The organism is Curtobacterium sp. VKM Ac-2865 (assembly GCF_015350905.1).
In the GTDB taxonomy this organism is placed as follows: domain Bacteria; phylum Actinomycetota; class Actinomycetes; order Actinomycetales; family Microbacteriaceae; genus Curtobacterium.
The window spans coordinates 296,086-322,794 of sequence record NZ_JADKRZ010000002.1 but is presented as its reverse complement, the minus strand read 5'-3'; the positions used below and the strand labels follow the sequence as shown (position 1 = coordinate 322,794).

The 26,709-nt window shown below is 65.9% G+C and carries 31 protein-coding genes; 19 read left to right on the top strand and 12 right to left on the bottom strand.

Annotated elements, in window-relative coordinates:
* Positions 1-37 precede the first annotated feature (37 nt).
* Both ITJ54_RS06635 and ITJ54_RS06630 read left to right on the top strand, forming a co-directional pair.
* The gene (locus tag ITJ54_RS06635; protein WP_194626745.1) at positions 38-442 is read left to right on the top strand and encodes a GNAT family N-acetyltransferase; all 405 of its coding nucleotides are present in this window, start codon (positions 38-40) and stop codon (positions 440-442) included.
* Positions 443-793: 351 nt separating this feature from the next.
* Positions 794-964 (top strand): hypothetical protein, encoded by a 171-nt coding sequence (locus tag ITJ54_RS06630; protein WP_194626744.1) that lies wholly within the window; start codon positions 794-796, stop codon positions 962-964.
* Positions 965-1,038: 74 nt separating this feature from the next.
* On the opposite strand, the gene ITJ54_RS18450 is transcribed toward ITJ54_RS06630, so the two are convergent.
* From ITJ54_RS18450 to ITJ54_RS06600, 6 genes are all read right to left on the bottom strand, one after another.
* Entirely contained in the window at positions 1,039-1,524 is a 486-nt protein-coding gene (locus ITJ54_RS18450; protein WP_194626743.1) for a Mov34/MPN/PAD-1 family protein, read from the bottom strand.
* Entirely contained in the window at positions 1,506-2,423 is a 918-nt protein-coding gene (locus tag ITJ54_RS18445; RefSeq protein WP_416354901.1) for a HesA/MoeB/ThiF family protein, read from the bottom strand. The genes ITJ54_RS18450 and ITJ54_RS18445 overlap by 19 nt, the downstream gene beginning before the upstream one ends.
* 392 nt (positions 2,424-2,815) lie before the next feature.
* A complete protein-coding gene (locus ITJ54_RS06615; protein ID WP_194626740.1) occupies positions 2,816-3,367 on the bottom strand; it encodes a hypothetical protein in 552 nt (183 codons plus the stop codon).
* The gene (locus ITJ54_RS06610) at positions 3,364-4,317 is read right to left on the bottom strand and encodes an SMODS domain-containing nucleotidyltransferase (protein ID WP_194626739.1); all 954 of its coding nucleotides are present in this window, start codon (positions 4,315-4,317) and stop codon (positions 3,364-3,366) included. The genes ITJ54_RS06615 and ITJ54_RS06610 overlap by 4 nt, the downstream gene beginning before the upstream one ends.
* Positions 4,318-4,795: 478 nt before the next feature.
* Positions 4,796-6,241: an SAVED domain-containing protein gene (locus ITJ54_RS06605; RefSeq protein ID WP_194626738.1), complete on the bottom strand. Its 1,446-nt coding sequence runs from the start codon at positions 6,239-6,241 to the stop codon at positions 4,796-4,798.
* 667 nt (positions 6,242-6,908) lie between these two features.
* Entirely contained in the window at positions 6,909-7,739 is an 831-nt protein-coding gene (locus ITJ54_RS06600; RefSeq protein ID WP_194626737.1) for a PhzF family phenazine biosynthesis protein, read from the bottom strand.
* 311 nt (positions 7,740-8,050) lie between these two features.
* Here ITJ54_RS06600 and ITJ54_RS06595 point away from each other — a divergent pair, with 311 nt between their 5' ends.
* Both ITJ54_RS06595 and ITJ54_RS06590 read left to right on the top strand, forming a co-directional pair.
* The gene (locus ITJ54_RS06595) at positions 8,051-8,746 is read left to right on the top strand and encodes a hypothetical protein (protein WP_194626736.1); all 696 of its coding nucleotides are present in this window, start codon (positions 8,051-8,053) and stop codon (positions 8,744-8,746) included.
* A gap of 700 nt (positions 8,747-9,446) precedes the next feature.
* On the top strand, positions 9,447-10,739 hold the full coding sequence (locus ITJ54_RS06590; RefSeq protein WP_194626735.1) for a hypothetical protein: 1,293 nt from the start codon (positions 9,447-9,449) through the stop codon (positions 10,737-10,739).
* Between the two features lie 365 nt (positions 10,740-11,104).
* Here ITJ54_RS06590 and ITJ54_RS06585 read toward each other — a convergent pair whose 3' ends face one another.
* Positions 11,105-11,833: a hypothetical protein gene (locus ITJ54_RS06585; RefSeq protein ID WP_194626734.1), complete on the bottom strand. Its 729-nt coding sequence runs from the start codon at positions 11,831-11,833 to the stop codon at positions 11,105-11,107.
* Positions 11,834-12,001: 168 nt separating this feature from the next.
* On the opposite strand from ITJ54_RS06585, the gene ITJ54_RS06580 reads away from it, so the two are divergent.
* From ITJ54_RS06580 to ITJ54_RS06555, 6 genes are all read left to right on the top strand, one after another.
* A complete protein-coding gene (locus ITJ54_RS06580) occupies positions 12,002-12,715 on the top strand; it encodes an SDR family oxidoreductase (RefSeq protein ID WP_194626733.1) in 714 nt (237 codons plus the stop codon).
* Positions 12,716-13,448: 733 nt separating this feature from the next.
* The gene (locus tag ITJ54_RS06575; protein WP_194626732.1) at positions 13,449-13,823 is read left to right on the top strand and encodes a DUF4345 domain-containing protein; all 375 of its coding nucleotides are present in this window, start codon (positions 13,449-13,451) and stop codon (positions 13,821-13,823) included.
* Between the two features lie 78 nt (positions 13,824-13,901).
* Positions 13,902-14,228 (top strand): hypothetical protein, encoded by a 327-nt coding sequence (locus ITJ54_RS06570; RefSeq protein WP_194626730.1) that lies wholly within the window; start codon positions 13,902-13,904, stop codon positions 14,226-14,228.
* A gap of 57 nt (positions 14,229-14,285) precedes the next feature.
* Positions 14,286-14,579, top strand: coding sequence for a hypothetical protein (locus ITJ54_RS06565; RefSeq protein WP_194626728.1), 294 nt, complete (start codon positions 14,286-14,288; stop codon positions 14,577-14,579).
* Positions 14,580-15,226: 647 nt separating this feature from the next.
* On the top strand, positions 15,227-16,276 hold the full coding sequence (locus tag ITJ54_RS06560) for a BLUF domain-containing protein (protein WP_194626726.1): 1,050 nt from the start codon (positions 15,227-15,229) through the stop codon (positions 16,274-16,276).
* A gap of 9 nt (positions 16,277-16,285) precedes the next feature.
* Positions 16,286-16,930 (top strand): class I SAM-dependent methyltransferase, encoded by a 645-nt coding sequence (locus ITJ54_RS06555; protein WP_194626723.1) that lies wholly within the window; start codon positions 16,286-16,288, stop codon positions 16,928-16,930.
* Between the two features lie 72 nt (positions 16,931-17,002).
* Here ITJ54_RS06555 and ITJ54_RS06550 read toward each other — a convergent pair whose 3' ends face one another.
* The 4 genes from ITJ54_RS06550 to ITJ54_RS06540 are packed head-to-tail and all read right to left on the bottom strand — an operon-like array spanning position 17,003 to position 18,475.
* Positions 17,003-17,242: a PLDc N-terminal domain-containing protein gene (locus ITJ54_RS06550; protein WP_194626721.1), complete on the bottom strand. Its 240-nt coding sequence runs from the start codon at positions 17,240-17,242 to the stop codon at positions 17,003-17,005.
* A gap of 32 nt (positions 17,243-17,274) precedes the next feature.
* Entirely contained in the window at positions 17,275-17,406 is a 132-nt protein-coding gene (locus tag ITJ54_RS18085; RefSeq protein WP_267237986.1) for a hypothetical protein, read from the bottom strand.
* Between the two features lie 29 nt (positions 17,407-17,435).
* A complete protein-coding gene (locus ITJ54_RS06545) occupies positions 17,436-18,005 on the bottom strand; it encodes an acetyltransferase (protein ID WP_228508707.1) in 570 nt (189 codons plus the stop codon).
* A gap of 5 nt (positions 18,006-18,010) precedes the next feature.
* Positions 18,011-18,475, bottom strand: a complete 465-nt coding sequence (locus ITJ54_RS06540) for an ASCH domain-containing protein (protein WP_416354897.1) — start codon at positions 18,473-18,475, stop codon at positions 18,011-18,013.
* A gap of 138 nt (positions 18,476-18,613) precedes the next feature.
* Here ITJ54_RS06540 and ITJ54_RS06535 point away from each other — a divergent pair, with 138 nt between their 5' ends.
* The 8 genes from ITJ54_RS06535 to ITJ54_RS06500 all read left to right on the top strand — a co-directional run bounded on the left by ITJ54_RS06535 (position 18,614) and on the right by ITJ54_RS06500 (position 25,514).
* On the top strand, positions 18,614-19,285 hold the full coding sequence (locus ITJ54_RS06535) for a hypothetical protein (protein WP_194626717.1): 672 nt from the start codon (positions 18,614-18,616) through the stop codon (positions 19,283-19,285).
* A 25-nt stretch (positions 19,286-19,310) separates the two neighbouring features.
* Positions 19,311-19,856, top strand: coding sequence for an SdpA family antimicrobial peptide system protein (locus ITJ54_RS06530; protein ID WP_194626716.1), 546 nt, complete (start codon positions 19,311-19,313; stop codon positions 19,854-19,856).
* Positions 19,856-20,824, top strand: coding sequence for a sporulation-delaying protein SdpB family protein (locus ITJ54_RS06525; protein ID WP_194626715.1), 969 nt, complete (start codon positions 19,856-19,858; stop codon positions 20,822-20,824). Before ITJ54_RS06530 ends, ITJ54_RS06525 begins: the two co-directional genes overlap by 1 nt.
* Positions 20,808-21,269: a hypothetical protein gene (locus tag ITJ54_RS06520; RefSeq protein ID WP_194626714.1), complete on the top strand. Its 462-nt coding sequence runs from the start codon at positions 20,808-20,810 to the stop codon at positions 21,267-21,269. Before ITJ54_RS06525 ends, ITJ54_RS06520 begins: the two co-directional genes overlap by 17 nt.
* A gap of 137 nt (positions 21,270-21,406) precedes the next feature.
* A complete protein-coding gene (locus ITJ54_RS18260) occupies positions 21,407-22,207 on the top strand; it encodes a CPBP family intramembrane glutamic endopeptidase (protein WP_194626713.1) in 801 nt (266 codons plus the stop codon).
* A gap of 142 nt (positions 22,208-22,349) precedes the next feature.
* Positions 22,350-23,555 (top strand): FAD-binding domain-containing protein, encoded by a 1,206-nt coding sequence (locus ITJ54_RS06510; protein WP_323741613.1) that lies wholly within the window; start codon positions 22,350-22,352, stop codon positions 23,553-23,555.
* Positions 23,556-23,591: 36 nt separating this feature from the next.
* Entirely contained in the window at positions 23,592-24,353 is a 762-nt protein-coding gene (locus ITJ54_RS06505) for an SDR family NAD(P)-dependent oxidoreductase (RefSeq protein WP_194626711.1), read from the top strand.
* Positions 24,354-24,548: 195 nt separating this feature from the next.
* A complete protein-coding gene (locus ITJ54_RS06500; protein WP_194626710.1) occupies positions 24,549-25,514 on the top strand; it encodes a helix-turn-helix transcriptional regulator in 966 nt (321 codons plus the stop codon).
* Between the two features lie 24 nt (positions 25,515-25,538).
* Here ITJ54_RS06500 and ITJ54_RS06495 read toward each other — a convergent pair whose 3' ends face one another.
* Positions 25,539-26,069, bottom strand: a complete 531-nt coding sequence (locus ITJ54_RS06495) for an AAA family ATPase (RefSeq protein ID WP_194626709.1) — start codon at positions 26,067-26,069, stop codon at positions 25,539-25,541.
* A gap of 117 nt (positions 26,070-26,186) precedes the next feature.
* Between ITJ54_RS06495 and ITJ54_RS06490 the strand changes: the two genes are divergently transcribed.
* A complete protein-coding gene (locus ITJ54_RS06490) occupies positions 26,187-26,702 on the top strand; it encodes a hypothetical protein (protein WP_194626708.1) in 516 nt (171 codons plus the stop codon).
* The last annotated feature ends 7 nt before the right edge of the window (positions 26,703-26,709 follow it).

The following is a 26,709-nucleotide window of genomic DNA, read 5'->3' as shown; positions in this document are numbered from 1 at the left end:
CCTGGCGAACTCAGCCTCCTCGTGGGAGCTTGGGACGATGCAGCACAACGACGTGACGCTCACCTGGCGTTCGATCATCAGTGACGACGAGCTAGCAGGCCTCACCGCGGCTCATGGAGGGTCACCCGAACCCGGCTGGTGGGACCGGATAAGTCCGCACTCCCTGGGCTGGGTCGCGGGCAGAGCCCCCGGTGGTGAGCTGGTCGGCTTCGTCAACGTCGCCTGGGATGGTGCAGACCATGCGTTTCTCATCGACACGAAGACGCATCCGACCTACCAACATCGGGGCCTTGGAACAGCGGTGGTCCGCTACGCCGTCGACGCGGTCCGATCCGCCGGCTGCGAGTGGTTGTTCGTCGACTACGGCGAGGACATGGTGCCCTTCTACGAGGGGGCCTGCGGCTTCCGACCCACCCACGCCGGCCTCGTGCGTCTGCGCTGATCCCGCGTCTCGATAGCCCATCGGCTATCGGACGTCGTGCTGCCCGGTACCGTGTATGCGATGAAGCCTTCGAGCGATTCTGCGGATCCGCCACATCGTGCGCGTTTGGACCTGCTAATCGGCGGCGTATTGCTGGTGGTCGGCGTCGTTCTGCTCGTAAGCCGATGGAACCTGGTAGTCGGCGTCCTTTTCCCCTTTGTCGGTGTCATCTTGCTGCTCGTGGCCTGGCTCTTCTCGTGGTCAAGCAGAGGCCGATCTCGCGTGTAACAGGGGTCAGCAGACGCCAAGGACCATGGATGTGTCCGGTGGACGACCGTTTATCGGACGGCGCCCGTCTGATTGACTCGCCCCATGTCTGCTCGGAGTCTCACCGTGGTCGGTGTCGTTGTGATCGCGTTCGCGCTGCTGGTGCGGATCCTCAATCCGACAAGTCATGGGGCGAGTTTCGTCGTGCTGATCGTCGCGCTCGTCGCCGGCCTTGCCTGCGTCGTGCTGGAAACGACGCGGCGATCGGCAGGTTGACTCTCGTCTGGGTTTAGAACCATGCAAGCGAGGTAGCTGAATGCGTGTCGGCTTCAGGTTCGAAAGCTGCAGCTTTACCGCTCTCCGCAAGCGATCTCCAGCGGAACTCGATAGAGCGCTTCGTCAATCACCCATCCCACAAGCGAGGAACCTGCATTGCGTGGACGCACGATGATTGAGACGAACCGCTCGAAGGACAGATCAGGGTCGTTGGTGTGTTTGCGGTACGTGCGTAGATCCACAGCGCTCGGTTCCAGGGCACTTCGCGGGTGAGTGTGCCATTCGCCGATCCACAGCGACCTGTCATGGTCCCAGGCGGATGCCGCTAAGGCTGAAGCATGCTCGCCGTCCCGGAGAAATCGGTTCGGCGCTTGGAACGCTTTTGGGCCTGGATCCCCCGCAAAAGTTATCAGAATCTCGGTGCCAGTATCATGACCAAGGAGAATGCCCCCCGTTTCGATACCGACCGGAGATACTGCGGACTCGTGCAGAATACTGTCGTACGCTGATCTTTCGATGCGTAAAGACGGCAATGATAGCGTCAATTTGCGAGAGAACATGTCGGGCAATCGGTGCGGGGCGGAGGGACGGACGCCCAGCGGACCTCGCCGGCGTGGGCTACGTTGAACGGCCCTCCAAGGTCGGCGGTCGGACGAAGGCCAATGACTGCGTGTTCGTTTGGGAGGCTTGCCCCCGGTCTACCGTGCCGTGATTCGAGAAGCGTTGCGAGAGTTATTTGCGCGGCCAGCTGTCCGATGAGCTGGAGATCCGACGGCACTGCGGTCATCGGCTTGTGACTGGTGCCGGTCCCGTAGGCCAACTCCTGGTCTGCTTCGGGATCCATCCACCCTTGTTCTGCGAGCCAAGCGCGATGACAAAGAAGGCATCCGAACTTCGTGCCTGGCCTCGAGCGGAAAATCTCGCCGACGGAGCCGTCGTCGAGCACACACGCGAAGATCGCGGGCGTTCCTGCGAGTCGGGCGAGGTGATTGACGACTCGCCTCGGGGCGATACCGTCCGCTGCGCACAGCACAACTTGCGCGCGGTGAATGAGGGGGAAAAGATCCGCGGCTTGCTCGACAGCATCCACTCGGTGAGTGCGGTACGAGGTCGATCCGGTAGCGGCGTTTGGACGGGAACGATCGCGCAGCGCGTCCGCGAGGGCATCAACTTTGTACCGGCCGATTGCGCTTGGACCAAGTTGATGCCGGACGATGTTATGCCAAAGAAGTCGGTCTGGGTCGATCAGATTGATGGTGCCGATCCCAACGTCAGCCAACGCGCGCGTGGCGGCACTTCCAATCGAACCTGTTCCGATGACGGAGACCGTATTGCTCTGAAGGCCCTGGAGCGGCCAGCCTGTGCCAAGTTGTATCGCGCCTAACGCGTCGGGTTCGGCGTGCACTTGAAACGGAGCAGCACCATTCCGGTCGAGAATCCAGCCCGTGAAATCCGGCATTCCGAGGCTGGCCAGCTCGGCTGGGATCTCGTCGTGCCGCAGCAGGAGCAAACCGTGGCCGTTCCCTGGATCCTCGAGACCGGGGACGTATCGCCGTAGCTCGTCTAGCCGGACGTAGCCGGTTGGTCGTCGAATCAGTTGTAGGTAGGTCGCGCAGAGTGCTGGGTCTGCGCTGGACGACCACTGCCCCCAGCGGTCCGCGTCTCCCCAGCTCAGCGCCTCGTACTCGCGATTGATGCGAACGTCCACCACCGCATCTCGAGCGATCTCGACCCCATTGACCGTGTATCGAAGGTCCGGTTCGGAATACCCTAATCGAATCAGTCCGCCTGTGGCGCTCGCATTCCTTAACAGCCGGACGGCGTCGGAGACCAGGGCAATGAATGGCCCGCTCATCCGTTGCTCTGATCTTCCGATGCTTCGCTCGTCACCCTGTCGATGAGTGCATCGAGCGTCGGATCCTCCGCAATGCCTCGCTCCGTCATCCGCTCGATGAGCTGGAGGCGCATAAGTGCGTACTCGATGTGCCAACCGGCGCATTTCGCGATGATGTCGGTGATGCTGCTCCTCGGGTCCCAGAAGCCTTCTGATTGAAGAAGGCACAGCGTTCCCGCTGGAGCCACATGCCAAATGGACTCGGACATCTCCATCAGCTCGGGTGCCGGGCTCACCGGGTAGACCCTAGGACTGACGACCGGGTACGCGGGTGGGTAGGCCAACATGATCTCAAGGGGCTCGGGCACGAGGGTGCGAAGCCTTTCCGGCGCGGGACGCTCGAACGGCCAGATCGGAACAGTCCCGCCCCACGCCCCAAATTCGAAGTTGGCGTCGCGTCGGAAGGCGAGGTCCGGCGCGTACAGCGCAAGCTCCTGAGTGTCGCGGCGCAGTCGGGCCGGATCCCAGTCGAGCCAGCTGCTGCGACCTCCGTCATCGGGTCGGGTCATCCCTGCGGGCTGTCCTTTACGGTCCGGGGGCGGTCCGGCGTGGCCGCGACGCCAATCGCAGCGATCTCGGGGAATGCATCGCCGAAGATGTCGCGCCAGTGTCGGCTCGCTGCCGCTTCATCGTTGTTGCTTCGAGCTGTTCCCGCACTGGTTGCCGATTGCGCCGCAGAGCGGAGTGCCTCAGCCAACTGGTCCGTGTCCAGGTCCGGCTGGACTGGTCCGCAAAGCCCCGCTGGGTCCTCGATTGTCAGGCCGGATTCGACGTGATAGGCGGCGGCTGTGAAGAAGCTCTGGACGGCGGCCGACCGGTTGGACGTCGTTGGGAGGTGGTCGAGCGCAAGAACCTCCATCACCAGAGACTTGATCTTGAAGGACTGCTTGCTCGCCCAGTACTTCAGCATGCGCACGGCGCCGGCGTACTGGCGCCACTCGGCGTGCTTTCGGGCTGCCTCAGCGATCAGGTACTCAGGGTCTGCCGTGATCCACCGCTTCGAGAGCTTTTCGGGGATCAAGAAGCCATTGTTCTGGCGGAGCGCCGGCATCACGTCGACGGTGAAAGCGTCTTCTGCCTCGGGATCATCGAGAAAGCACTTCACTGCGTGGTTTCGGGGCTTCGCCAGGCGGACTTCGTGACCGGCGGTCCCGTAGGTTGCTCCCAGGAGACGGTTGACAGCGGAGCCCGCATACTCGAGCGCGTCCTCGGCCGAGTCTCCGTCTTGACCCCAAGAACTGTGCGCCTCGGGGTCAAAGACGACGATCAGGTCCACATCGTGGATGGGAGCTTTATGCGTGCCACGTGCGAGCGATCCCGACGGGACGAGCTCGGTTACGTCTGATTCGGTGCTGAAGGCGGCCTCGAAGAGCCGGCGACGCCGGCGCGCTTCGGTCACCTGATCGGGATCCGCGTTGACCACGGTCTGGAAAGTGGCGAAAGAATCCAGGACACTCATGTGCACTCCTCGGGTGGAAGCTGGTGGTGAGCTCAGGCTACTGCCAATCACCGACAGTTCACGGAGTTCGAGCGAGGAGGGCGATCATGGCCGCATCGAAACGAGTTGGGATTCGCGAGGCGTTCGTGAGCCGCCAGCGTCTGGTCGCCCTGAGTTGCGAATCCTGTTCGACTTCACCAACCATCCGACCACCCTCGGAGACGCATCTGAAACCAACTGGAAGGGCATGCTCGGGTCCTTCCTCACTGGCCGCTACGCGGTTTAACCAATATTCGCCATGGGTGCGCAGGGGAATTCAAGTGGATAGATTGACCTGGGGTGCTACGACAGGCAGTATTCATCGGTGTGGCTCGGAGTGAGCTTCGGCCTTGAGGGGCGTTGAACTGAAGAATTTACGCGGATGTTGCTGATGAGCACCTCACTCGGTTTTGCCGCGGTCCGTCGTTCGATGTCGGGCTCATGTCCCTTCGGTGACGTTTCACCCTTGAACATCGAAGGCGCGTTCGTAATCGCGCCCGCCGAGGTGCTCGTATACTGCAGTAGGAGCGACCCGATTCCAGTAATGCCCGAGGAGGACGGATAGCCCAAGCGGACCAGCTTGGAACATGTGGACGACTTTCCCTCTGGGAGCGTGGCTGCGGACCGTCGTAAGGGCCGCTTGCGCGTATGCTGCCGCCGCTTCCGCGTCGGGGATGGCGGTTAACCCGGTAACCCCGTCCTTGGGCCTGACGATGAGGAGGCGTCCGACGGACGGTTGGTGTTTCTCAAGGTAGGCGCGCACATCGTTGTCGGCTGCGCCATTAGATACGCACGTGAGCATCGCAAGTTCATCGCCCGCTCCTATCTCGAGCAGTTTAACGTCGGGCACATATGGCGTCGACCGAGCCTCACTCGTCCAAAGCTTGGTGCCCTGTGCGATGGCAACCTCGTACCCGAGGACGCGCCGAAAGACAGATCCGACATAGAATCCGGTTGCTTGACGCATTGTCCCCGAGATGAGAATTCGTTGTGCTGGCGCGACGTCGGCGCGGAGCGCGTCGAGCTCGGCCGCCAGCTCTGCCCAGGTGTGCGGCGCCTTCGGTGCAACGGTGGCGTGAGGGACCCCATTTCCGTCCATCCGTCCGTTCCAGTCGACGGCCGCGCGCGCGGTTCGGCTGTTCGGGTCAACCTGAAGCGTCGCGATCGAAATTCGACTCCAGGGTTCGGACCGGCGCATAGTTTCGGCATACGCCGTCACTGCCGCGAGCTCGATGTATCGCTGGCCGGCGACGACCTGCTGCTCGATCCAAGAGATCGCGGCTTCGACGTCGCTACTCTCGCTGCGTAAACCACAAGCTCGCATCTTCAACTGGATCGTCTGGCGGATCCGAAACTCATCGACTCCGGTTTCGAAGCGCATGTCGCTGAGCAGTGCGAGCAACCCTTCGGTGGATGTGTCAGCTGCCGCCGACCAAGCGTCCCGTGATGCTCGCAATGGAACGGGGTGCTCTGCCGCGCCACGTGGGACTAACTTGCCGGTCCTTGCATCTCGACGGGACGCCAGCTCGTCGTACGGATCGACTTCGCGCGGCGATACGAGTATCACTTCGGCTGGTTCGCCGGACGAGGTGATCTCAGACCAGCGTTCCCGGATCCGCTTCAGCAGACCCTTTCTTGACACGTAGTCCAGGTTCACCGGAGATGTGCCATCGACCGCCCACTTGACCTGCCAGTAGGTGTGCGGTGGAGCTGCGCGGTAATACACGACGTCGTCGAGCGGAACAAGGCCAGCCGCTTCCACCCCGACAGCGACCCCGGGATTGAGAGACGTGGGGTCTTCAGCATCCGTGAGGAGATCTAGGCACGCGCTCCAAGCATGCATCCACTGATAGCGGTCGCCCGCGATCCTGACGCCAGTCGCTGAGGGCATGCTGGCTTCGTGCATGAGGCTCCTCTCGAGCTACCGCAAGTCGATGACGGACAGCAGGACAAAGATATCGAGCACACGACGATCCGAGACCCTAGCGCATGGGCACATCGCTGCCCCTGGTCGCTGCTTGTCTGCTTCTCTGGAACTCTTGACCATCGCTCCCGATGTTTCAAACGTCGGGTGCTACCCGGACGGTTATTGCGAAGAGGATCTGCGGTCGGAGCCTGGACATCCTCGTCAACAACGCCCGTGTGGACCCGGGCGGTGAGGACATCACGGGGACGTCGACATAGCAACTCCGCGCCGCCTACGAAGCCAACGTCTTCGTGCTCATCGCCGTCACCCAGGCGTTCCTCCCAGCGCTCCGCTCTGGCGCTCGGAACGGCGCCGACGCTGCTGGGTTGGTACTGCAGTGGCGTCGCGTCCTGGAGCGACGACAGGCAGGCACAGCTCGGAAGGTGCGATCGACCCCGCGCGAGGCGGTTCTCGGGGGGGGGGGGGGTAGGTCGCTCTGATTGTGGGCGCTCCTGCTCAGCCGGCTTGCCTTCAACTCACCGCTTCGGGCGTCCGCTGACGGATCCCCATGCTGACGGCGGTAGCGGCCGAGAGTTCTCCCCCCCGATCTGGCCTCTCGCGGCCACCGTTCGGATGGAAGTGACCGAGAACGAGGGTGCTCCTTCTGCTAGAGCTCGTCTGCCGTTCCGCTGACGCGGATTCGGCCCGTCGCCGGGATCGTCACCGAGATCAGTGACGGTCGGCCCGTCTCGGCGCCTTGCTCGACGGTGATCTCGGTGGGCGGAGCGACGTGGCCGCCCGTCCGCAGATACTCCCCGAGCGAGGCCGCGGCCGAGCCGGTCGCCGGATCCTCGCGGATGCCGCCTCGCGGAAACGGATTACGGCTCACGAAGTGCGTCGCGCTCGCGCGGTGCACCACCGGGATCGTGCCGTCCCAGCCTTCGCGGTCCTGCAGGGCGAGCACCGCGTCGCCGTCGTGGCGGGCGAGCACACCCGCGTGGACAGGAACAATCGGGTGAGGATTCCCGCCGCGGAGGAAGGCCGGCGGAAGCGCTGGGTCGAGATCCTCGGGGTCCAGTCGGAGCGCGGCGAGCAACTCGTCGAGTAGTTCCGGCTCGAGCGGCTCGACCGCCGTGTCGACAGCGATGAGCGTTGCCCGGTCGTGCTGAACCTCCACGGGTACTGCGCCGGCGTTCGTCGTCAGAGAGACCACCGGGCCCGCGCCGCGTCGCGCGAGCACCACACCGGATGCGATCGTCGCGTGACCGTAGAACGCGATCTCCGCGCGCGGGGTGAAGTACCGGATCCGCGCCGAGCCGGGAGTGACCGACGAGAGGAACGCCGTCTCGCTGAAGCCGAGGTCGGCGGCGATCGCGAGTATCTCGTCGCTGGACAGCTCTTCCGCGCCGAGGACCACCCCGGCCGGATTGCCAGACGCCGGGTCCTCGCTCGAGGTGGTGAAGGCGCGGAACCGCAGGATCTCCGGAAGTGAGGTCATCCTCCAGTTCTATCGAAGTGCCCGATTCGGGCACGAGCGCCAATTCGGTCCCGGTGGCCCGATTCTTCCGGACGGCGGTTTCAGCCGCCGTCTGGCGAAGCGCGAGCTCTAGCCCAAATCTGTAACTCATGAGGATCCGTTTCGGCCAGGCTCGGCAACCTGCATCGTCCCTACTTGGGCCGCCGAAGGGCGAGAACAAGCGGCGAGCCCCGTCTCAACACGCATTTGAGGAAGAAGGGCGACGGGCGCACCGGCTCGCCGTTCACCGAGCCCGCTGCCGTTCGAGGGCGGTCAACGGCAGAATCGGGCGCGTGAACTTGTCTGCCTTCGCCTCAGCGGCTGTCGTGAGCGTGTCCAGCAATTCCGGTGTCGAGACGTGGCTCGCCCCGGCTGTCGCTGGCCTGGGGGCCCTCCTGGCGGCGGGTGCGGCCCTCTACGTGGCGCGTGCGACGAATCGGCGCGAGCACGAGGGATGGCTCCGGGAGAAGCGGCGGGAGGCGTACGTGACGTTCATGACGGCTACCCGTGATGCGTACGACGTCATCGAGCTGCGGGGACGACGCGTGTCCGCCCCGCGGATGGACACGGACTACGAACCGAAGGACGACCCCGAAGTCCTCGGGCTCAAAGCCGATATCGACCAGGAGCTGGGAGCGGTGAAACGTGCCCTCGATGTCCTCACCATTGTCGGACCACCGGAGATGGAGAGCCGGGCCCGAACCGTCGTCGCCCGTCTGAACCTCGATCGCGGCTACTACTCGCCCGACGGGCACAGCAATCGTCGGAAGGATAAGGACCGCGTCCTCGCCCGAGCAGAGGAGACGCAAAATATCGCGTTTCTTGACGGGCTTCGTGCTGCGTACGCGAACGCCGCGTTCGACGACGAAGTGTACCGGGCGGCATTCCATAACCACCGGCTCGCCCCGTTCTGGGATGCTTTCGCCGCCGATGCCAGGAAGATCATCGGAAAACGAGCACGGCGAGGCGAACAGCGGACGCGTCCTTAACGCGTCAAGAGTCGTAGCTGCTTTCCTTGCCGCGCTGGCTGGCCGTCGACGCGCTCTCAGCAGCGCTGCGGTTCCATCAGCCATGCTCTGATGCATGCAGCGGTTGTGGGCTCGGGTTTCGGCTCTCCTGGGACTGGTCATCATCATCATCGACAACTTCGACGGCGCGATCCTCGGACCTGGTTCGACGAGCATGCGGTTCTCGATGCTCCGAACGCGATTGGCGAGTCCCTCATCGCGGGCGTTGGTCTGGTCCTTTTGGTCGGAGGTGTATTCACTGCCGTGCTGTCTCGGCATCCCGCGGACCGCTCGCCTGCCCGGTAGCTGGGGCTGGCCGGTAGCGGATCCAGTCCTTCTGGTCTGGGTCGCCACCACTCCGTCCAACTCACGATGACTGCGAGCACCGCGGATCATCCAGTCCGCGGCTACGCCGTCTGACCATGGGACGAGCGATTCATAGCTCTGCCCGTGAGGTCCGAGCAGCGCGGCGTGATGTTCTCATTCACCGCGGGTACCGTCCTTCCGTCGGACCGGCGCTGCGGGCTCTCCGCAACGTGTGGAAGGACGCGCTCACCTTGGTTGCTGATTCAGGTGACGTCCTCACCGGACATCAGGAGCTCCGCGAAGCGTGCCCGGTCGAGATCCCCGATACGGTCTCCGTTGAGGGGGAGTCTCCAACTCCCGGAGGGGCGAGCGACAGATGGCGGAGTTCAGCGCGCATTCCATTTCGCGGCGATGGCGGGCCCGCGACGCGGGTGAGCGAAGCACGCAACTGATGCTAATCGGATTCTCGCTTGCGGGCCTGCCGACTGCGGGCTTCGTCGATCCAGAAGATCCACTCTTGCAGACAACGCCGAAACCGAGGGCGTTGACGGCGGAGGCGCAGATTCGTTCCCTTGACTGGTTACAGCGGGCGGCGCTGGGATTGATCGCTCGTTCAGCACCGTCCGGATGGCAGTACGGACTGGCTGCTGACATGGCTGCAACGCCCCGCCAGCTTGATGAGCCGTTCCTAGTCGCGCGTCCCGGCGACGAGGTCGGATCCGACGCCGACCGCCTGCTGGCAAACATCGCGACGTTCTCCTCGGCGCGGTCCGCCGTGGCATTGATGAACATGTCGTTGGCTGACGACGACGAGTTAGTGAGAACGGTCGCCGCCGCGGTCCTGCATTCGCTGGGCAGAACCCGTGAAGAAACCGTTCAAGCCGTTCTCCAGGCCGCGCGCGACTCGGTCGTCGCCACGGTGTCGGCCCTCGGCGGCCTCGTGGTTGGTAAGCCCGGAGTAGACTACTCGGCGGGAGATGAGTCCGGTACTGACGATCACGCTGAGGCGGACAGCAAGGACGGGCCCCCAGACGACAGCGTCGACGACGCCCGTGGGGCTTGCAGCGTCATGGTGCACGGGACGTTCGCTCGACTCACGTCCGCGAAGAAGCGCTGGTACGACCCAGGGTCAGACCTGTCGATGCACGTCCGCCGACACGCGTCGCGCAATCTCTATGCCGGCCGGGACTACGTGCGCTGGACGGCAGGTTTCAGCGATGTCGCCCGAGCACAGGGGACTACGGACCTGCTGACATGGTGCGCGCGGCACGGCCTCGACGCACTCGACACGGTTTACGCACACAGTCACGGCGGCAATGTCGTCCTCGACGCTATCGAGCGAGGTCTTCGCGTCAAACTTCTCGTGCTGATGCACGTGCCGGTCATCGAACGCAGCGCGCAAAGCTGGTCCGCGATCGAGCGGAACGTCGGAAGAGCTCTGGATCTCCGTACCGCGCGCGATCTGGTTGTAGCGGCGGATCGCCTTCACCGAAAGGCAAATCACCTGCCACTCAGTGAAAATCGCACTCCGCAGCTGCCGTGGATTCACCGGCCGCGCCGCTCGGCGCTGTACCTGCTCGACACGAGCCATAAGCGATTTGTGCAGCTAAAGACCTGGCAGAAAAACGCAGTCGCGAACGATGTCCGTTTCGCTTGGCTGATGGCGTAGTCAAACGCGACAACTTCCGTGCCCACATGACGCCTCAGCCGAGCCTCCGCGTCCAACGCGGACGTTCCCGGCGCGCTCGTTGCTCCTGGGGGCGATTTCATGCCTCAGGCTGCCACACCTGCGGTAGCGGTTCACTAAAAGCCGAGTCGGAACACACCTCGTCGAGACGTGACCATGCCAGCGAAGCATGGCACTAGGCGGCGGGTTGTTCGCGCTGCACACCTCCCTCGAGCGCCCTGCGAGGCTTTCACCTCGATCCCCGCTCTGCTCGAATCCGTCCTGCGAGAGCTGGACAGGACGGAGCGAAGCACGTTCCTGCTCGTGTCGCGCAGTCGCATCAGCTTGATCGATTTGTGGGGCGGAGTTCAGTCGCCAGCGACCTGGCGCCCAACACTTTTGAAGTCATGCCCCCAGGCCTTGCCTCGAGTGCCGAGCACGCCTTGCACAGCCGACATAGTCAAAAGGTCGCAGAATCGCTGCAAGCTTTCTGCCATGCGACCATTCAACGACCGTGCGAACTCATCCGACAGCGAGAAGTCACCCAGCATCCGTTGGAAGAGCTCGCTGATCGCTTCATCATTGTCGCGAGCAACGCACTCCGCTGCATCCCAGAACGCTTGAGGGCTCTCTTCACGCTGCGGGTTCTCAGCGAGCGCATCGAGGTAGTAGAAGCGGCCCTCCTGGCCATAGCGGTTCAGCGCCGCAACGAGCGACGGCCACACAGGATCCGCATCTACTTCCGCGAGTGCTTGATCGACGAAGGCAACGTGTGTTGCTCGTGCTCTGCGGTCGCGGATTGCTTCACGCAGGAGACCTTCCATTTTGATGAGGTCGTGCCGAAAGTCGCTCTTGAGGACGCGAGCCGGAAGCCACGCACCCTGGACTTCGACGTGCAGGAGTCCCAGTCCGAGCTTGAGCATCTTTTCGATGCCGATTGAGAGCATCGTCATGATCGGGTCCCTAGTCGTCTCTATGAACGCCGCGGTTCGGAGGGCTCGGATGCCGTAGGCGAGCAGGTGCTTTGCGGAATCGGACTCCTGGACGAGATTGATCTCCTGGAGTCGGGTCAGGTCATCGCCAAAGCGGTTGGGCATCTGACCACCCTGCCAGAGGGCCGCTCTCGAAGCGTCCGATAGCCGATCGCCCATCGAGACTGGTGGCGGGGAGCGAACCTCAGTGAAACCACGCTGGTGTGGCGATGGTCTTTAAGCGGAGCATTGTTCCGTCTGTGGAAACGGTTCCGGAGACGGACGGGAACGGTCATGAACATCGCTGACAGCACGGTCCTCATCACCGGGGCCAATCGCGGCCTCGGGGCAGTCTTCCTCGAGCAGGCCCTCGCGCGAGGCGCCTCGAAGGTCTACGCCGCATCGCGCACGCCGGGAACCTGGGATGATCCGCGCGTCGTCCCGCTGCGCATCGACGTCACGGATGAGCAGACCATCCTCGACGCGGCTCAGATTGCCGACGATGTGACGTTGGTGATCAACAACGCCGGCATCGCGAACCACGCTCCCTTCGCTACTGGTGACATCGCCGCGATCCGCGCCGACATGGACACCAACTTCTGGGGCCCGGTCCTGATGACCCGGGCGTTCGCGCCCGTCCTGACCGCTCGTGGCGGCGGGACGGTCTTGAACGTCCTGTCTGCTGCAGCCTGGATGCCACTGCTCCACTCCTACAGTGCATCCAAAGCAGCGATGTGGTCCGCGACGAACTCGATGCGGAGCGAACTGCTCCCGCAGGGCATCCACGTCGTAGACACCGTGCTCGGCTTCGTCCGCACCGAGATGTCTACCGAGTTCGTGGGCTTGGTCGCCATGATCGAGGCAGACTTCGCCGTCAACGCGGTCTACGACCAGCTGGAAGCAGGTCGCTACGAGATCATCGTGGACGACACCGGACGTGACATGAAGCAGCTCCTGACACTCCCTCCTGAGGAGATCCCTGCGGCGTTCGGTGGCCTCCAAAGCTGAGGGCACCGACCCCGAAGAGCCTGCCCAAGATCTCGTGGGCAGGCTCTTCTTGCTCATCCGCATCACTTCGGGAGCTACGCCCCGCGCCCGGCACACCATCGGCTACCAAGACACCGCGAGCGTCTTGCGTTGGTGAAGGTGGCCGGGGCATCATTGCGCAGTTCCGCGGTTTTGCTAGGACCGTCGATGTGCAGTCCGCCCTGTCTGCCGACGGTCTCGCACACCGCGTGGAGGCATCGTCCATGACGACTGCACGCTCTCGCCTTCGATCGGTACTCGACCCGATGCGATCGCCTGTCCAACGCTACGGCGGAGTCATCCGCCGACCTGGCGCGATCGCGTTCTTCACGACTGCCGCTGTCGCGCGCCTCGGTGTCGCGATGACCGGGCTCGGACTGCTCTTCTCCGTACAACACGCAACCGGATCGTTCGCTATCGCAGGTGCAGCAACCGGAGGATTCGCCGTCACGGAGGCCGTGGCCGGACCGCAAGTCGCCCGCCTCATCGACCGATCGGCTAGTGAGACAGGCCAGGTGCGCCCTGGTTCCCTGTGAATCGGGCACGATGACGACAGGCAGGCACGCTGACCAGTCGTGTAGGTGACGCTCAGCCCGGCCCACTCCGATACCGTCGGCGGTGGCCGGCGACCGTCATGGCCGCCCAGGATCGAAGGAACGCAGTGATCGATAGGCAACTTCCGGGTTCCGACGCACGCGAGGCTTCGCACCGGGCCGTGCTCATCGTTCTGCTGACGGTCGTGGGCGCCATCGCCGTCGTGGGCGGCGGCGTCGGGATGGTCCTAGGCGCCGTCACCGGTCCCGAGGAGCAACACGTCGCGGTCTCTACGAGCAGCGAGTACCGGTTCCTCAGTGGCGTCTGGCTGGTACTCGGCCTCACTCTCTGGTGGTCGCTTGTCCGCCCGGCATACCGGTCAACCATCACGCGAGTCGTTCTGATCGCCGCAATCGGTGGGGGTGTCGGTCGGCTGGTTTCGTTGCTCGTTGAGGGCTGGCCCGGTCCTTTCGCAGCGGCGCTTGCCATCGAGCTGCTAGCACTCCCGGTCCTGCTGGTGTGGCACGTTCGGTCGTTCGGACGGGCCGCGGGCTGACAGCGGCGGCGCACGCAGCTCTACGGCCGGTTGGCGATCCGCTTGACGAGATACCGCCAAATGAGCAAGGTTCGTGGGGTGCCTGAGTGGAACGGTCTCCAGATCCCTGTGGCTGACCTGCGTCGCGTGTTCGAACGGATCCTCGAGCATGTCGAGCAGACGGCCGGGAAGACGGTCACACTGCGCGAAGACTACTTCTACTCGTTGCCCGCCCCAGAGCTCTACGACGTAGGGAAGGACGCGCCCGAGCCGACGATCGGTCAGTCGACCGAGTCGTGGCAGAACTTGACGTCGCATCCGGACTCTGACTGGACAGTGAACTGGGAGTTCGTGTGGTTGGGTGACATCTTGCGAGCCATGGGGCATCTCTTGCCGGAAGGCGGGCCCCGTTCGGTCGGCCAGTAGCGGATCACTCACCCGGCGCCGCAGCCTCGGCTACCGCGCCTGTGCGATCCTTCCGGTGTGCAGTACCGGCTGATGAACGAGTACAGCGTCGATTGGCCGCTGTGGGACGAAGACGGCCTCTGCGCCGTCGGCACGCCATCGTTGTCGCCGCGGCTCGAGAGCGAGGTCCTTGCGTGGGCCCGCGACTTCAGCGAGCACTACGACATCGAGGCCGGCTGGCCAACCGAGGCCGCTGCCCGCTCCCACGAACGCCAAGGACGCCGGCTGCTGCTTCTCGTCGAACGAGAGCTGCCGGTTGGGGACGACGTCGTACTCGGCTACTGGGAGACGAACAAGCGCAAGGGTCTGTAGGTCCGACGCGTCCCATGGAGCATCCCTCACTGGGGTTGGTTCTGCCCGATGGAGGGTCCGATGTTCCGACGGTCAGCTGTCGAGTGCGATGACCCACAGGATCAGCAGTGAGCCCGCGATGACGAGCACTCCGATCCCTGACCAGAACCAAGGAGCACTGGTCCCGCGTTCTGCTCGAACCCGGCCGATCCAGTCTCTGCGAACGGCCATCACGAGGGTGCGACCGATCAGCCCACATCCCGCGAGCGCAGTGACCACGAGCCCCGACCAGGTCCACCACGAGAACTCCACCCGACGAGCATGCCGGATGTGACGCACTTCCAGAATGCGGCAGGCCCACGGCGACGCTCACCTCCCGCCCCCCCGGGCCAGCTTCGCCCGGAGCGTCATTCGCTCCTCGTGGTGGACGGAGCCGACCCCGTCGGTGACGGCAAGGATCGCGGTTTCGTCGGACGAGCCTCCAGTCCGGATTCGCGCCGCGCCACGCCGTCGGCGAGCAGCGCCAGCACTGAAGAGGGCCATCGCCGGATGCTCCGCGCGGATCGCGGCCGCGGGCGGGCTTGACCCGGTGTGGGGGTTGTGTCAGATGGCGGCGCGGACTTCACTCGGAGGCAGCAGTGTTCCGGCAGGCAAGGAGACCAGGACTGATGCGTTCCATCGTGTACACCAGCACCCAGACCCGTCCGATCACGGACACCGAGCTCGCGCAGATCCTGGCGGTCGGTCGGGAGAAGAACACCGCCCTCGGGGTGACGGGGATCCTCGCGCACAACGGCGACAACTGTCTCGGGATCCTCGAGGGTGACGACGAGGTGGTGCGGACCCGGTTCGAGCAGGTCCGTCTCGACCCTCGCCACACCAGCGTCCGTGTCCTTCTCGACGAGCAGATCCAGCGGCGGGCGTTCCCGGACTGGTCGATGGCGTTCCAGCCGATGGACCCGTTGATGCGGGAGGTGCCCGGCTTCAGCGACCTGTTCGCCCCAGGCCAGCCCACCGACCCGATGTTCGGGCTCACCCGGGCTCGGGGGCTCCTCGAGTGGTTCCGGAAGCACCCCCTCGCGCCACTGACCAGCAACACTGCAGCCGAGGAGGAAGCGCCCCGGACTCGGGCGGTCAACGGTGCGATCACCGCCCTGCACGACGCTGGCGTCACCCGGTTCACCCTTGAAGCAGCTGCGTCGTGTGCGGAGCTGCCGGTGGCGGTGGTGGAGCAGTTCTTCCCCACTGATCGGGCGCTGCTCACCGCGACCGTGGAGCGGTGGACGCAGGCGATCTCCGCACCCTTGGTGCCGCTGATGGCCGAGAAGGGCACGGTCGCGTTCCTGCATGCCCTGATGGCAGCGCACGCAGAGGAGCCAGCGCTGATGGAGCTGCTGGCGTACTGCCTCGCCTCGTCTGCTGACCCGACGTTGGACGGGTCCGACTACTACCGGTCCGCGTACCGGCAGTTCCGGGAAGCCATCAACAACGGGCTGGCCGCGGATGTGCGTGCGGGGCGGGAGCCGGCGACGATGGACCCGGTCCGTGGTGCGAAGCAGCTCCTCGCTCTCTTCGACGGTCTCCGGCTGCAGGCGCTCCTGACCGCGGACATGGACGTGGTCATCGAGTTCGACCGAGCGGCGACTCGGATGCGTCGAGGCTGGTCGGAGCAGTACGAGCAGCCCTCCTACTGGGACATCCCCGTCGTCAGCTCCTAGGCTTCCTGCATGCCGCCGGACGTCCATGCCGCGTACGCACGCCGGGCCGGGGAGTACGCCGAGCATCTCGGACGCGTGAGTTCGGTGCATCCATCTGACGTGCACCTCGTCACGACGTGGGCGTCCTGCGTCGAGGGGCCCCTGCTCGACGCCGGGTGCGGGCCCGGGCACTGGACGGCGCACCTCGCCGGGCAGGGCTTCGACGTGCGAGGGGTCGATCAGGTACCCGCGTTCATCGACCACGCGCGGAGGGCCGACCCGGACGGGTCGTTCACGCTCGGCAGCATCGACGTTCTCGACGAGCCAGACGACACGTACGGTGGCGTCCTGGCCTGGTACTCCCTGATCCATCACGACCCGAGGACGATCCGCCGCCCCCTTGACGAGTTCGCTCGGGTGCTGCGGCCAGGTGGGCGGCTCCTCGTGGGCTTCTTCGTCGGCGACGCACTTGAGGCGTTCGACCACGCGGTCGTCACTGCCTGGCGCTGGCCGGCCGATCTGCTTGCGCGGGAGCTTGAGGCGGCGGGGTTCGACGTCATCGAGACGCACAGCCGCACCGCTGTGAGTGGAACGCCGCGCCCTCACGGCGCGATCGTCGCGCGCCTGCGGGGTTCCGACCAGGCTGCTCCTCGTCCGGGCCGGTTTCAGAGCTGAGTGACGGTACCGTCGCCAGTCACGCCTGACACCGCAGCGGGGACCTCTCACGACCAGGGGCTCACGCGATGCTTACGCGCTGTCGCTGTGATGCTTGAGCGCGAACGACTGCTTGCGATGCTGAACCGTGAACCAAGCTGCCGGCCCGATGAAGGGGATGAGGAGCACCACCAGAGTCCACGCGAGTAGCCACCAGCCAGAGGGCGAGGCAGAGCGGATCAGCGAGATGAACGCTGCCAATGCCAGGAACAGCGCAACGAGCGACACGATCATCAGTGTGCCATCGAGTGCGGTCGGGATGAGTGGGTTCATGCGCTACTCCTCGGTCCAGGACATCATCGTGCTCACTCCCAGCGGTTGTAGGTGACTGCGCCGTTGCCCTTGGCGCTGAGACGCTGGATCGCAGAGTAGGTGCTCCAGGCGATCGTTCCCCACGGAGTCGGGACGCCTCGCTTGACGACCACATTCCAGCTCATACATCACTGCGCTCCTTTGCTTCGCGGTCCTAGCGACCGCCAGGCTCGAGCGTCACCCACTCCTCGTCGCGGACGTAGCCGACCACGTCGTTGGCGGCCAGGATTGCGACGTTGTCGGCCGAGCCTCCAGTCCGGAACCGCGTGACACCGTCGGTGAGCAGGGCCAGGACGGACGCCGCCTTCGCGGCGACACCGAGACCTCGTCCGCGCCAGTCCGGGTGCACGACCGTGAAGTCCGTCTCGGCGTCCGACCCGTCGACGTCGACGAACGTCATCGCGACCAGCTCACCGCTCCCGAGGAACACCCCGAACCCGCGCCGCGACGCCGAGGGCTCCGCAGTCTGCCGGTCGAGCGGTGTGTGCTGCGTCGCGATGCTGCCCGGGTAGTCACCGATCGTCAGGGCGTCGAGGGCCAGCACGGCGTCGACGTCGGCCCGGCTGAGTTCTCGCATCGAAGCGACGTCGGCAGTCCGGGCAACGAGGCCCTGCAACCGAAGCTGATCGACCGCATCTGCGTCGAGCTGCGCGCCGAACGACCGGGCGACGACGGTCCACCCCTGTGCCTCGAGCTCCGCCCGCTCCGGGGTGTCCGCGGGCATGACCTTCATCGGGGCCACAGCAGCTCGAAGCGCTGGCAGACGATGGGCATGTCCGGCGCGAAGCCACGGGGGTTCTCGGAGTGCTCGCGCCAGTAGCGCTCGTGTGAGGATCGCCAGTACGCCAGGGTCCGGTCGCCCTCTCCCTCGGCGCGGGCGTGCTCCGCGTCGACCTGGTCGAACGGGAGGATCGCGATGTGCGTGGTCACGAGCACGGCTCGTGGCTCCCCTGTGCCATCGAGGATGACGCTGAGCTCGCCGACCTCGGGCAGCGGTTCGCCGCTCTCCTCGTAGTCCCACAGCGACGACGCGGTCCCGTCCTTCACCCCGCGGAGCACAAGGTCGAGCAGGGCGTCGGCGTGGTCCGGCGTCGCGCCGAAGGCCCACGCGAGCGGGACGGCTTCCGGCAGGTCGGGGGACTCGCGGCGGCGGGCTTCCCAGAAGGCGGGCAGGGACGGCGACGGTGCGATCACGAGGGCAACGCTAACGGCAACGACGATCAATCGACTTGCGCCAGTGGAATATCTCATCCAGAGTGTCTGTGTCGGTCCTCCATGATCCGGGTCACCGGACGCGGGCTCTCGTGGGGGTGCATGAACAGAGGGGCTTCAGTGAAGAAGAACAAGATCATCGGCGGCGTGCTGGCTGGAGTGGTCGCCGTCTCGGCAGCATTCGCTTCGAGTACCGGCGCTTCGGCTGCTGAGCCAGAGGCGGCTGACGGTCAGCGCTACACGTCCGCGGAGCTGATCGAGGGGGTTGTGTTTCTCCAGGGAAGGCTTGGGCAGACGCTGATTGCCAACGGGGCACTGGGCGACATCTCATCTTCCGAAAAGGCCAAGGTCGTGGAGCTCCTCGCGGGGGATGATGCGAAGGATCTGGCGGCGGAATCGACGAAGCAGATGCTCGAGGCGCATCCTGAACTGGCTGTAGATCTCACGTCAGCGCTTGACGCGGGTGACCCCGTCGCGGTGTCTTCGGCTCTTCGGCATGTTGTCGAAGGCGCCGCCGAAACGCCGGCCGCACATGCTGCCGCTGATGCGATGCAGAAGAGCGAGCAGACGTACGTGCCCGGCGAGGTCGGTCCTGACTGTCTCTTCAACGTCGCGGTCGGCGGGTACTTGGTGCTTGTAGTTGCTGCGGTCGCCGTCGGTGTCGTCGCTGTCGCCTCCGTCGCCCTCGTCGGTGATGTTTCCGTGGCCGGCAAGAACGCGGCAAGCAAGCGCACCGCGGTCGCGTCTGACACGGACGGCCAGTTCGTCGCAGCGTTGCTCCAGAGTGTCTGATCGGCACAACCGGGGGACGCGCGTCGTGCGCGTCCCCCTTCTGTCGGTCATCGGTGTGATCGCTGTCTGCGTCCTGCTTGGTGGTTACGTCTTACAGGGACGACTCCAGAACAGCGGCGCCGGGGCGCTCCCGTTCCAGTCAGAGGTGTCGCCAGTGATGCAGAAGGTTCTTCCTCAGGGGTGGGCGTTCTTCACCAAACCGGCGGACTCCGAAGCCCTGGTCCCGTACCGGATCGACGCCGGAGTGGTCAAGCCACTGTCCGTCGGAGAGTACGCGGAACCGTCGAACGGGTTCGGGTTCGACCGCAGCAAACGGCGACAAGGTGTCGAGTCGGCACTGCTGCTGCAGGGCATCGGAAAGTCATCGTGGAAGCAGTGCGACGGTGCTGGCGTAAGGGTGTGCGTGGCCGCGGCTCCTACCGTGGTACGGCGTGTGAACGGGCTGCCGAGTCCGACGCTCTGTGGGCCGCTCGTGATGGCTGCGGAGCAGGTCACTCCGTGGAGATGGCGCCACCTCCGCGACCAGCCGCGCTACGTGACGGAAGTCCTGCGGCTCCAGGTGAGCTGCTGATGAGTGCGAACCTGCTGCACCGCCGGGTGGCTGTTCCAGAACCATGGACGCTTCCGCTGACGATCGCTCGTTCGCTGCTGTTCCTCGGAACAGGGCTGACGTTGACCATCGGACCGAGCTGGGCGGTGTTCACCCCGTCGAATGGCAAACCTGACGTCTTGGACTGTTCAGGCGTGAGCGCACTCTCCCTGTTCTGCGCGGCTGATGCGGTTCCGCTCGATTTGGTGACACGGTCTGCAGGCGTCCTTCTGCTCGTGTTCGCGACGGGCCTCCTGCCTTGGCTCACAGCGCTGCCTGCAGCATGGATCCTCCTCAGCGTCCCTCTCTCCGGCACACTCGTCGACGGTGGAGATCAACTCGCGGGAATCCTGGGAGTCCTCCTCATCCCGGTGAGCATCACGGACTGGCGGTGGAACCCATGGAGTGGTGCGCTTCCGGGAACGTCCGATAGTGGCGTTGCGGTTCTCATCGGCAACGTGAGTTGGTGGCTGATGCGAGCGCAGATCGTCGTGGTCTATCTCGAGGCATGCATCGGCAAGATCGCCGTCCCGGAATGGGCGGGTGGAACTGCGCTCTACGCGTGGGAGCGGCACCCGAACTTCGGTGCCCCTGACTGGGCGCAGCCACTGGTGTACGCGGTGACCGCGCAGCCGCTGATCACTGCCCTGTTGACGTTCGCAGTGATGGCGACAGAGTTCTCGATTGCGATCTCGCCAGTGCTTCCGCGTTGGTTCCGTACCCGCGTGCTCTACCCGTGCGGGGCTGCACTCCACCTCGGGATCATCTTGTTCATGGGCGTCAGCTCGTTCTCGATCGTGATGTTCGCCGCGCTCACCTTGCTGGTACTTCCGATCGACGTGGACGTTCGAGGAATTCGCCCGTTGTCACCACAGAAAGACACTGCACCGTCACCTGCGGGAAGTCCTGTCGAAACCGAAGAGGAGAGGTCCGTTGCCCCTGTTCCGTGAACGCCATCGCGCCCCGATCTCGATCGTGATCCTCGGCATCATCGTTGCCCTCGCCAGCGCTGCCGGCCTCGTGGCATCGATCCCGTCGTTGTCCGCCCGGGGTGGCGCGGATGCGAGCGCAGTGATCGCCGCATTGAGTGTCGGCATCGCGCTCGGGCTGAGCGCCGCGACACAGACACTCTCGATCGTGGTCCGAGACGGTTTGCTCATCGTCTGGTTGACACCGTTCTTTCGAAAGTCGGTGTCGACTGCGCGCATTGCGTCCGTATCCACGTCGACCATCAACCCAGTTGGGTACGGCGGTGTCGGAGTCCGTCGAGCTTCGGGCAGACCGCCCGCTGTGTTCCAGCGCGGAGGTTCGGCTGCGGAACTCGTGATGCACGACGGATCGACGTTGCTTGTGGAGTGCGATGACGTCGACGGACTCGCGGACGCGCTCCGATGAACCTGACACGGATGTCCCGCCGTGTCCGCTGGCTCTCGGTAGGGGTCTTCATCACAACGTCGTTCCTGCTTGCGTGGCTCGTCTGCCTCCCGCTGTGGACGGATGCGCGAGGTCTCTCCTCGCCAGGAGCGGCGTTGGTGCTCCCGGTCATGATGTTCACGCCGTCCCTGGCGACCGTGCTGACGGTCCTGTTGCTTGACCGGGGCTCCTGGAGATCGTGGCTCCGTCACCTCGGCGTGTGGCCGGTCAGCATGCCGCGGAGGACGGCCCTCCTCACGGCTGGGGCGATCATCGCGCTGCCGCTGACGGTGGCTGCGGGAGTCGCGACATCGGCGGCGTTCGGTTTCGTCCGCCTCGATCTCGCCGAGTTCAGCGGCTTCGCCGCCACCCTGCCGCGTTCGATGCAAGGGGAGGTCTCGATCCATACGCTCGTTGTCGTTCAGTTGGTCATGATCCCCTTCGCTGCCATCGTCAACGGGCTCCTGGCGTTCGGCGAGGAGATCGGTTGGCGCGGGTGGCTGCTCCCAGCCCTGCAGCCGCTCGGGAACTGGCCGGCGGTGCTCCTCACCGGGGTTGCGTGGGGGATCTGGCACACCCCGCTGATCTTGTTGGGATACAACTTCGACCGCCCAGATGCCAGCGGGGTACTCCTCATGGTCGCGGGCTGCGTCGCAGTCGGTTCGTTGATGGGCTGGCTCCGCATCTGGAGCGGGTCGATCTGGCCGTGCGTGTTCGGGCACGGTGCGTTCAATGCCGCAGGTGGCCTGGTCTTCTTGCTGTCATCTGCCGACGCACCCCCGGACCTCGCTCTCGCAGGGCCGCTCGGGGTCGGAACTTGGGTCGTTGTCCTGCTCCTCGTGGCGGCGGCGCTCGTCGCCCGCCGCGTCCGGAATGCCCGTTCTTCGGTACCGGTGGCAGCCGAATCTCGGCGGACCTGAACCGGAAGCCGCATGGTGCGCGGCGACCATCCGCCGGACGACAGGCTCGGTGCCAGCTCGCACCGAGCCTCCCGTCCGTCCTGTGGCCCAGAAAGCGCTAAGGACCGTCGGCACCGTCGGAGGTCCCCTGCATGATCAAGACGTGTTCATCCCCACCAGAGCCGCCGGCCTCGACGCCCTCGACGACTTCGTCCCCCGCGCCGGCCGTGACTACGCCCGCGACCGCAACGCGGACCTCGGCGCATCGCGGGACAACGTCTCGGGGCTGTCGCCGTACGTCCGCCACCGCCTGGTGACCGAGCACGAGGTCGTCGGAGCCGTCCTCGAACGCCACAGCCTGCCCGCCGCCGAGAAGTTCGTGCAGGAGGTCTTCTGGCGCACCTACTGGAAGGGCTGGCTCGAGCAGAACCCCGAGGTGTGGCGTCGCTACCGGCGGGAGGTCGACGAGTTCGCCACCGGGAGCCTGCCGGCCGGCTACGACGACGCGGTCAACGGCCGCACCGGCATCGACGCGATGGACGCCTGGGCACGCGAGCTCATCGACACGGGGTACCTCCACAACCACACCCGCATGTGGTTCGCGAGCATCTGGGTCTTCACGCTCGGCCTGCCGTGGCAGCTCGGCGCCGACTTCTTCTACCGCCACCTGCTCGACGGCGACGCGGCCTCGAACACGCTGTCGTGGCGCTGGGTCGCCGGGCTGCAGACCGCCGGCAAGACCTACCTGGCGACGGCGTCGAACATCGCGCGGTACACGGACGGCCGGTTCTCGCCGAGTGGCCTGGCCCCGACCGCTCGAGCGCTCTCCGAGGAGCCGCTGCCACCACGCACGCCGATCGAGTCCGACGACGTCGTGGGGACGATCGGCGAGCGGGTCGGGCTGCTGCTGCACGAGGAGGACCTCGAAGCGACGAGCCTGCTGACCGAGCACCCCCGGCTGCCCGACCGTCCGATCGCGACCGCGGTCTCCGCGGACCCCGTCGCGCGGTCCCCGTTCCCGGTGTCGGACGTCGTCGAGGCCTTCACGGCGACCGCCCTCGACGACGCGGCCGAACGGACGCTGGACGCCAGTGGCCGCCCGGCCCAGGTGCTGGCCGACACGCTGCCGTCGACGGTCCTGCGCTGGGCGGAGTCCGAGCAGCTCGACACCGTGGTGGTGCCGTACGCCCCGGTCGGGCCGGTCCACGAGCGGCTCGGAGTGCTGCGTGCTGCCCTCGCCGCAGAGGGAGTCAGCCTGGTCACCGTCCGCCGACGCTGGGACAGCGCCGCGTGGCCGTACGCATCACGCGGGTTCTTCCCGTTCCGCGAGCGCATCCCGGCCCTGGTCCGCGAACTCGTGGTGGACTGAGCCCTCCGCACGACCGGACGCGTCGAAAGGCACCACATGACCTCCCCCTTCAGCCTGCACGGCAAGACCGCGATCGTGACCGGCGGCAACCAGGGCCTCGGCAAGGCGTTCGCGTTCGGACTCGCTGAGGCCGGCGCTCGCGTCGCGATCGTCGGTCGCTCCACCGACCGCAACGAGCGGGTCGCTGCAGAGGCCGCGGCAGCCGGCCACGAGTTCGTCACGATCACGGCCGACATCACCGACGACGCCCAAGTGACCCGCATGACCGAGGAGGCGCTCGCCGCCTTCGGCACGATCGACGTCCTGGTCAACAACGCCGGCACCTGCGTCCACAACGATGCCTTCGCGGTGACGGACGACGAGTGGGACGCCGTGTTCACCCTCAACGTGCGGGCGCTCTGGAAGGCCACCATCGCGGTCGGTGCGCACATGCGCGAGGCCGGCTCCGGCTCGATCGTCAACATCGGCAGCATGTCCGGCATCATCGTGAACCGTCCGCAGTGGCAGCCCGCGTACAACGCGTCCAAGGCCGCGGTGCACCACCTGACGAAGTCCCTCGCGGTCGAGTGGGCGCAGTACGGCATCCGCGTCAACGCGCTCGCCCCCGGCTACGTCAAGACGGAGATGGCGCCCGTGGACCGCGAGGACTTCAAGCGCTACTGGATCGACGACGCCCCGCAGCAGCGGTTCGCCCTGCCGGAGGAGATCGCCCCGAGCGTCGTCTTCCTCGCCAGCGACGCCGCGTCGTTCATCACGGGTTCCGTCCTCGTCGCGGACGGCGGCTACACCGCCGTCTGAAGCGACCAACTGCCGGACAGGAGGCCCGGTGCCAGCTGGCACCGAGCCTCCCGTCCGGCATGTGGCCCGATTCGGCGACCAAACGGCCCGATCCGGCCGACCGGCCCTGGTGGTCCGCGGTGGTTCGGCGTATGGTCGCGCCCACGACCCCGAGCCCTCGGTTGACGCCATGCTGCACAACCGAACGGACCTCCCGTGTCTGATCAGGCTCACCACGACATCCGCCTGATGTCCGTCTCCGGTCGCCAGCCGGACGCGGCCCTGCAGGTGCTGGCGCCGATCTACGACGGAGCCGGGTGGAACTGCCGGCCGACGGACGATGCGTTCTGGTTCCGGTACGTCGCCATCGGGGACGAGCAGATGAGCGTCCGACGGCTCCAGATGCACGGACATCTCCGTGGCACGGCCTCGACCGGCAGCGACGTCGTCGTGCACTGGCTCGAGCGTGGTCGGGCACGCGTGCAGACAGCCGAGGACGTCACCCGCCTGCAACCGGGGGCGCCACCGTCGATGCTCCCCAGGGAGGGGCGCTTCGCGTTCGAGTACGAGGACTGGGACCAGCGCTTGATCCACCTGAGCAAGGACCTGCTCCTCGAGGTCGCAGCAGAGGAAAACGTGGTCGGGACGACGTCGGCCTTCGACCGCCGAGCCACGCCGGAGGTCGCAGCCAGGGCGCAGTGGCAACGGAGCCTGGGGCATGCCGTCGACACGTTCCGCGTCCACGGCGCCGAGTCGGCGGCCTGGGCGGCAGCGCGCCGTGAGGTCGCCCGCGCACTCCTGGTGCTCCACCCGTCGAGTGGGGAGCGGCTCCTCGACCGTCGCGCGGCGCAGGACGACCGGATCCGGGCTGCCCTCGACTTCGTGCTGAACCACGCGCACGAGCCCATCACGGTGGACGACATCGCCGACGCGGCCTCGCTGAGCGTGCGTGGTGTGCAAGAGGCCTTCAAGCGGGAGTTCCAGCGGAGCCCGATGGCGTTCGTGCGCGAGACCCGACTCGACCGTGCGCACGCGGAACTCCGGGCGGTCGGCGTGGAGCGGGGTGCCGTGGCGGGCGTCGCGCGCCGGTCTGGCTTCAGTCACATGGGGCGGTTCTCGGCTACGTACCACGAGCGTTTCGGCGAGTACCCGCGGGACACGCTCCGCAACGTGGCGTCCTGACGACTCGGTGGGCCGAGCGGCGTGTCAGGCGCCCTCGCTGACCGCGTCCGCGATCCGCTGCGCGACCTCGGCGGCGGGGATCGACGTCGTGTCGATGACCTCGGCCTCCCGGTGCAGCCAGCCCGCCGCGGCCTCGGCGTACGCGTCGACGTAGGCGAACCGGAACGTCGACGGGCCGAGCTCCTGGTCGTTCTGGATGCGGTCGACGAGCGTGGGGCCGTCGACGTGCAGCACGACGTGGCGCACCGGGATGCCGGATGCGGTCAGCCCGGCCTGGATCTCGCGCCAGTAGGCCTCGACCAGGACGGTCATCGGCATGATGAGCGGTCTGCCACCGATGTAGTCGTGGACGCGACGAGCCGTCTCGACCACGAGCGGCCGCCAGGGGTCCCAGTGCTGGAAGTCGTCCGTCGCTGGCAGGCCGGGCTTGATGTCCATCAGGACCTCGCCGACCTTCTCAGCGTCGAGGATCTGCGACCCGGGCAGCAGCGGCTGGAGCAGCCGACTGGTCGTGGTCTTGCCCGCACCGTGGGTTCCGTTCAGCCAGACGATCACACTCGGACCATAGCGGTGACCAGCGGTCGGACGGGAGGCTCCCCACCAGCTGGTACCGAGCCTCCCGTCCGCTGCGTGGCCGGCAGCTGTCTGCCGCGGTGCGGCAGGATGGCCGGTGTGGACACCTGGGGAATGAACGAGACCGGTCGGCTGGTCGGACGCAGCTACCTGTGGCTGGCGGGGGTGACGGCCCCGATCGGCGCGGTGGCCTTCTACCTCCTCGCCGCAGTCACCAGTGGCGGAGGACTCGGCGACCCGAGCCAGATGGTCTGGCTGGTCGTCGTCACCGTGGTCGCGACCGCGGTGTTCGCACTGGGCGGTGCGGCCGTCGCGCTCCCGTGCACGTACCTGCTCGGCCGGGCACTGCGGCAGGTGCGGTCCCGGGGCGCGCACACCGCCGCCCATGCGGCGCTCGCCGGGCTGCTCGCCGTGGTGACGGCGTCACTCGTGGTGCTGTGGTTCACCGGGCCGACCTCGCTGCCGGCCGTCGTGTCGTTCCCGCTGGGCATGTCCGTGGCGGCCGGTCTGGCTGCGGCGATCGCGACGTGGCGGTTCCTCCGGCCGGTGCCGGAGTCGGAGTCCGAGTCGGCGTCGGAGGCAACCGCCGAGGCTGGAGCCGTGGCGGCACAGTGACACCCTG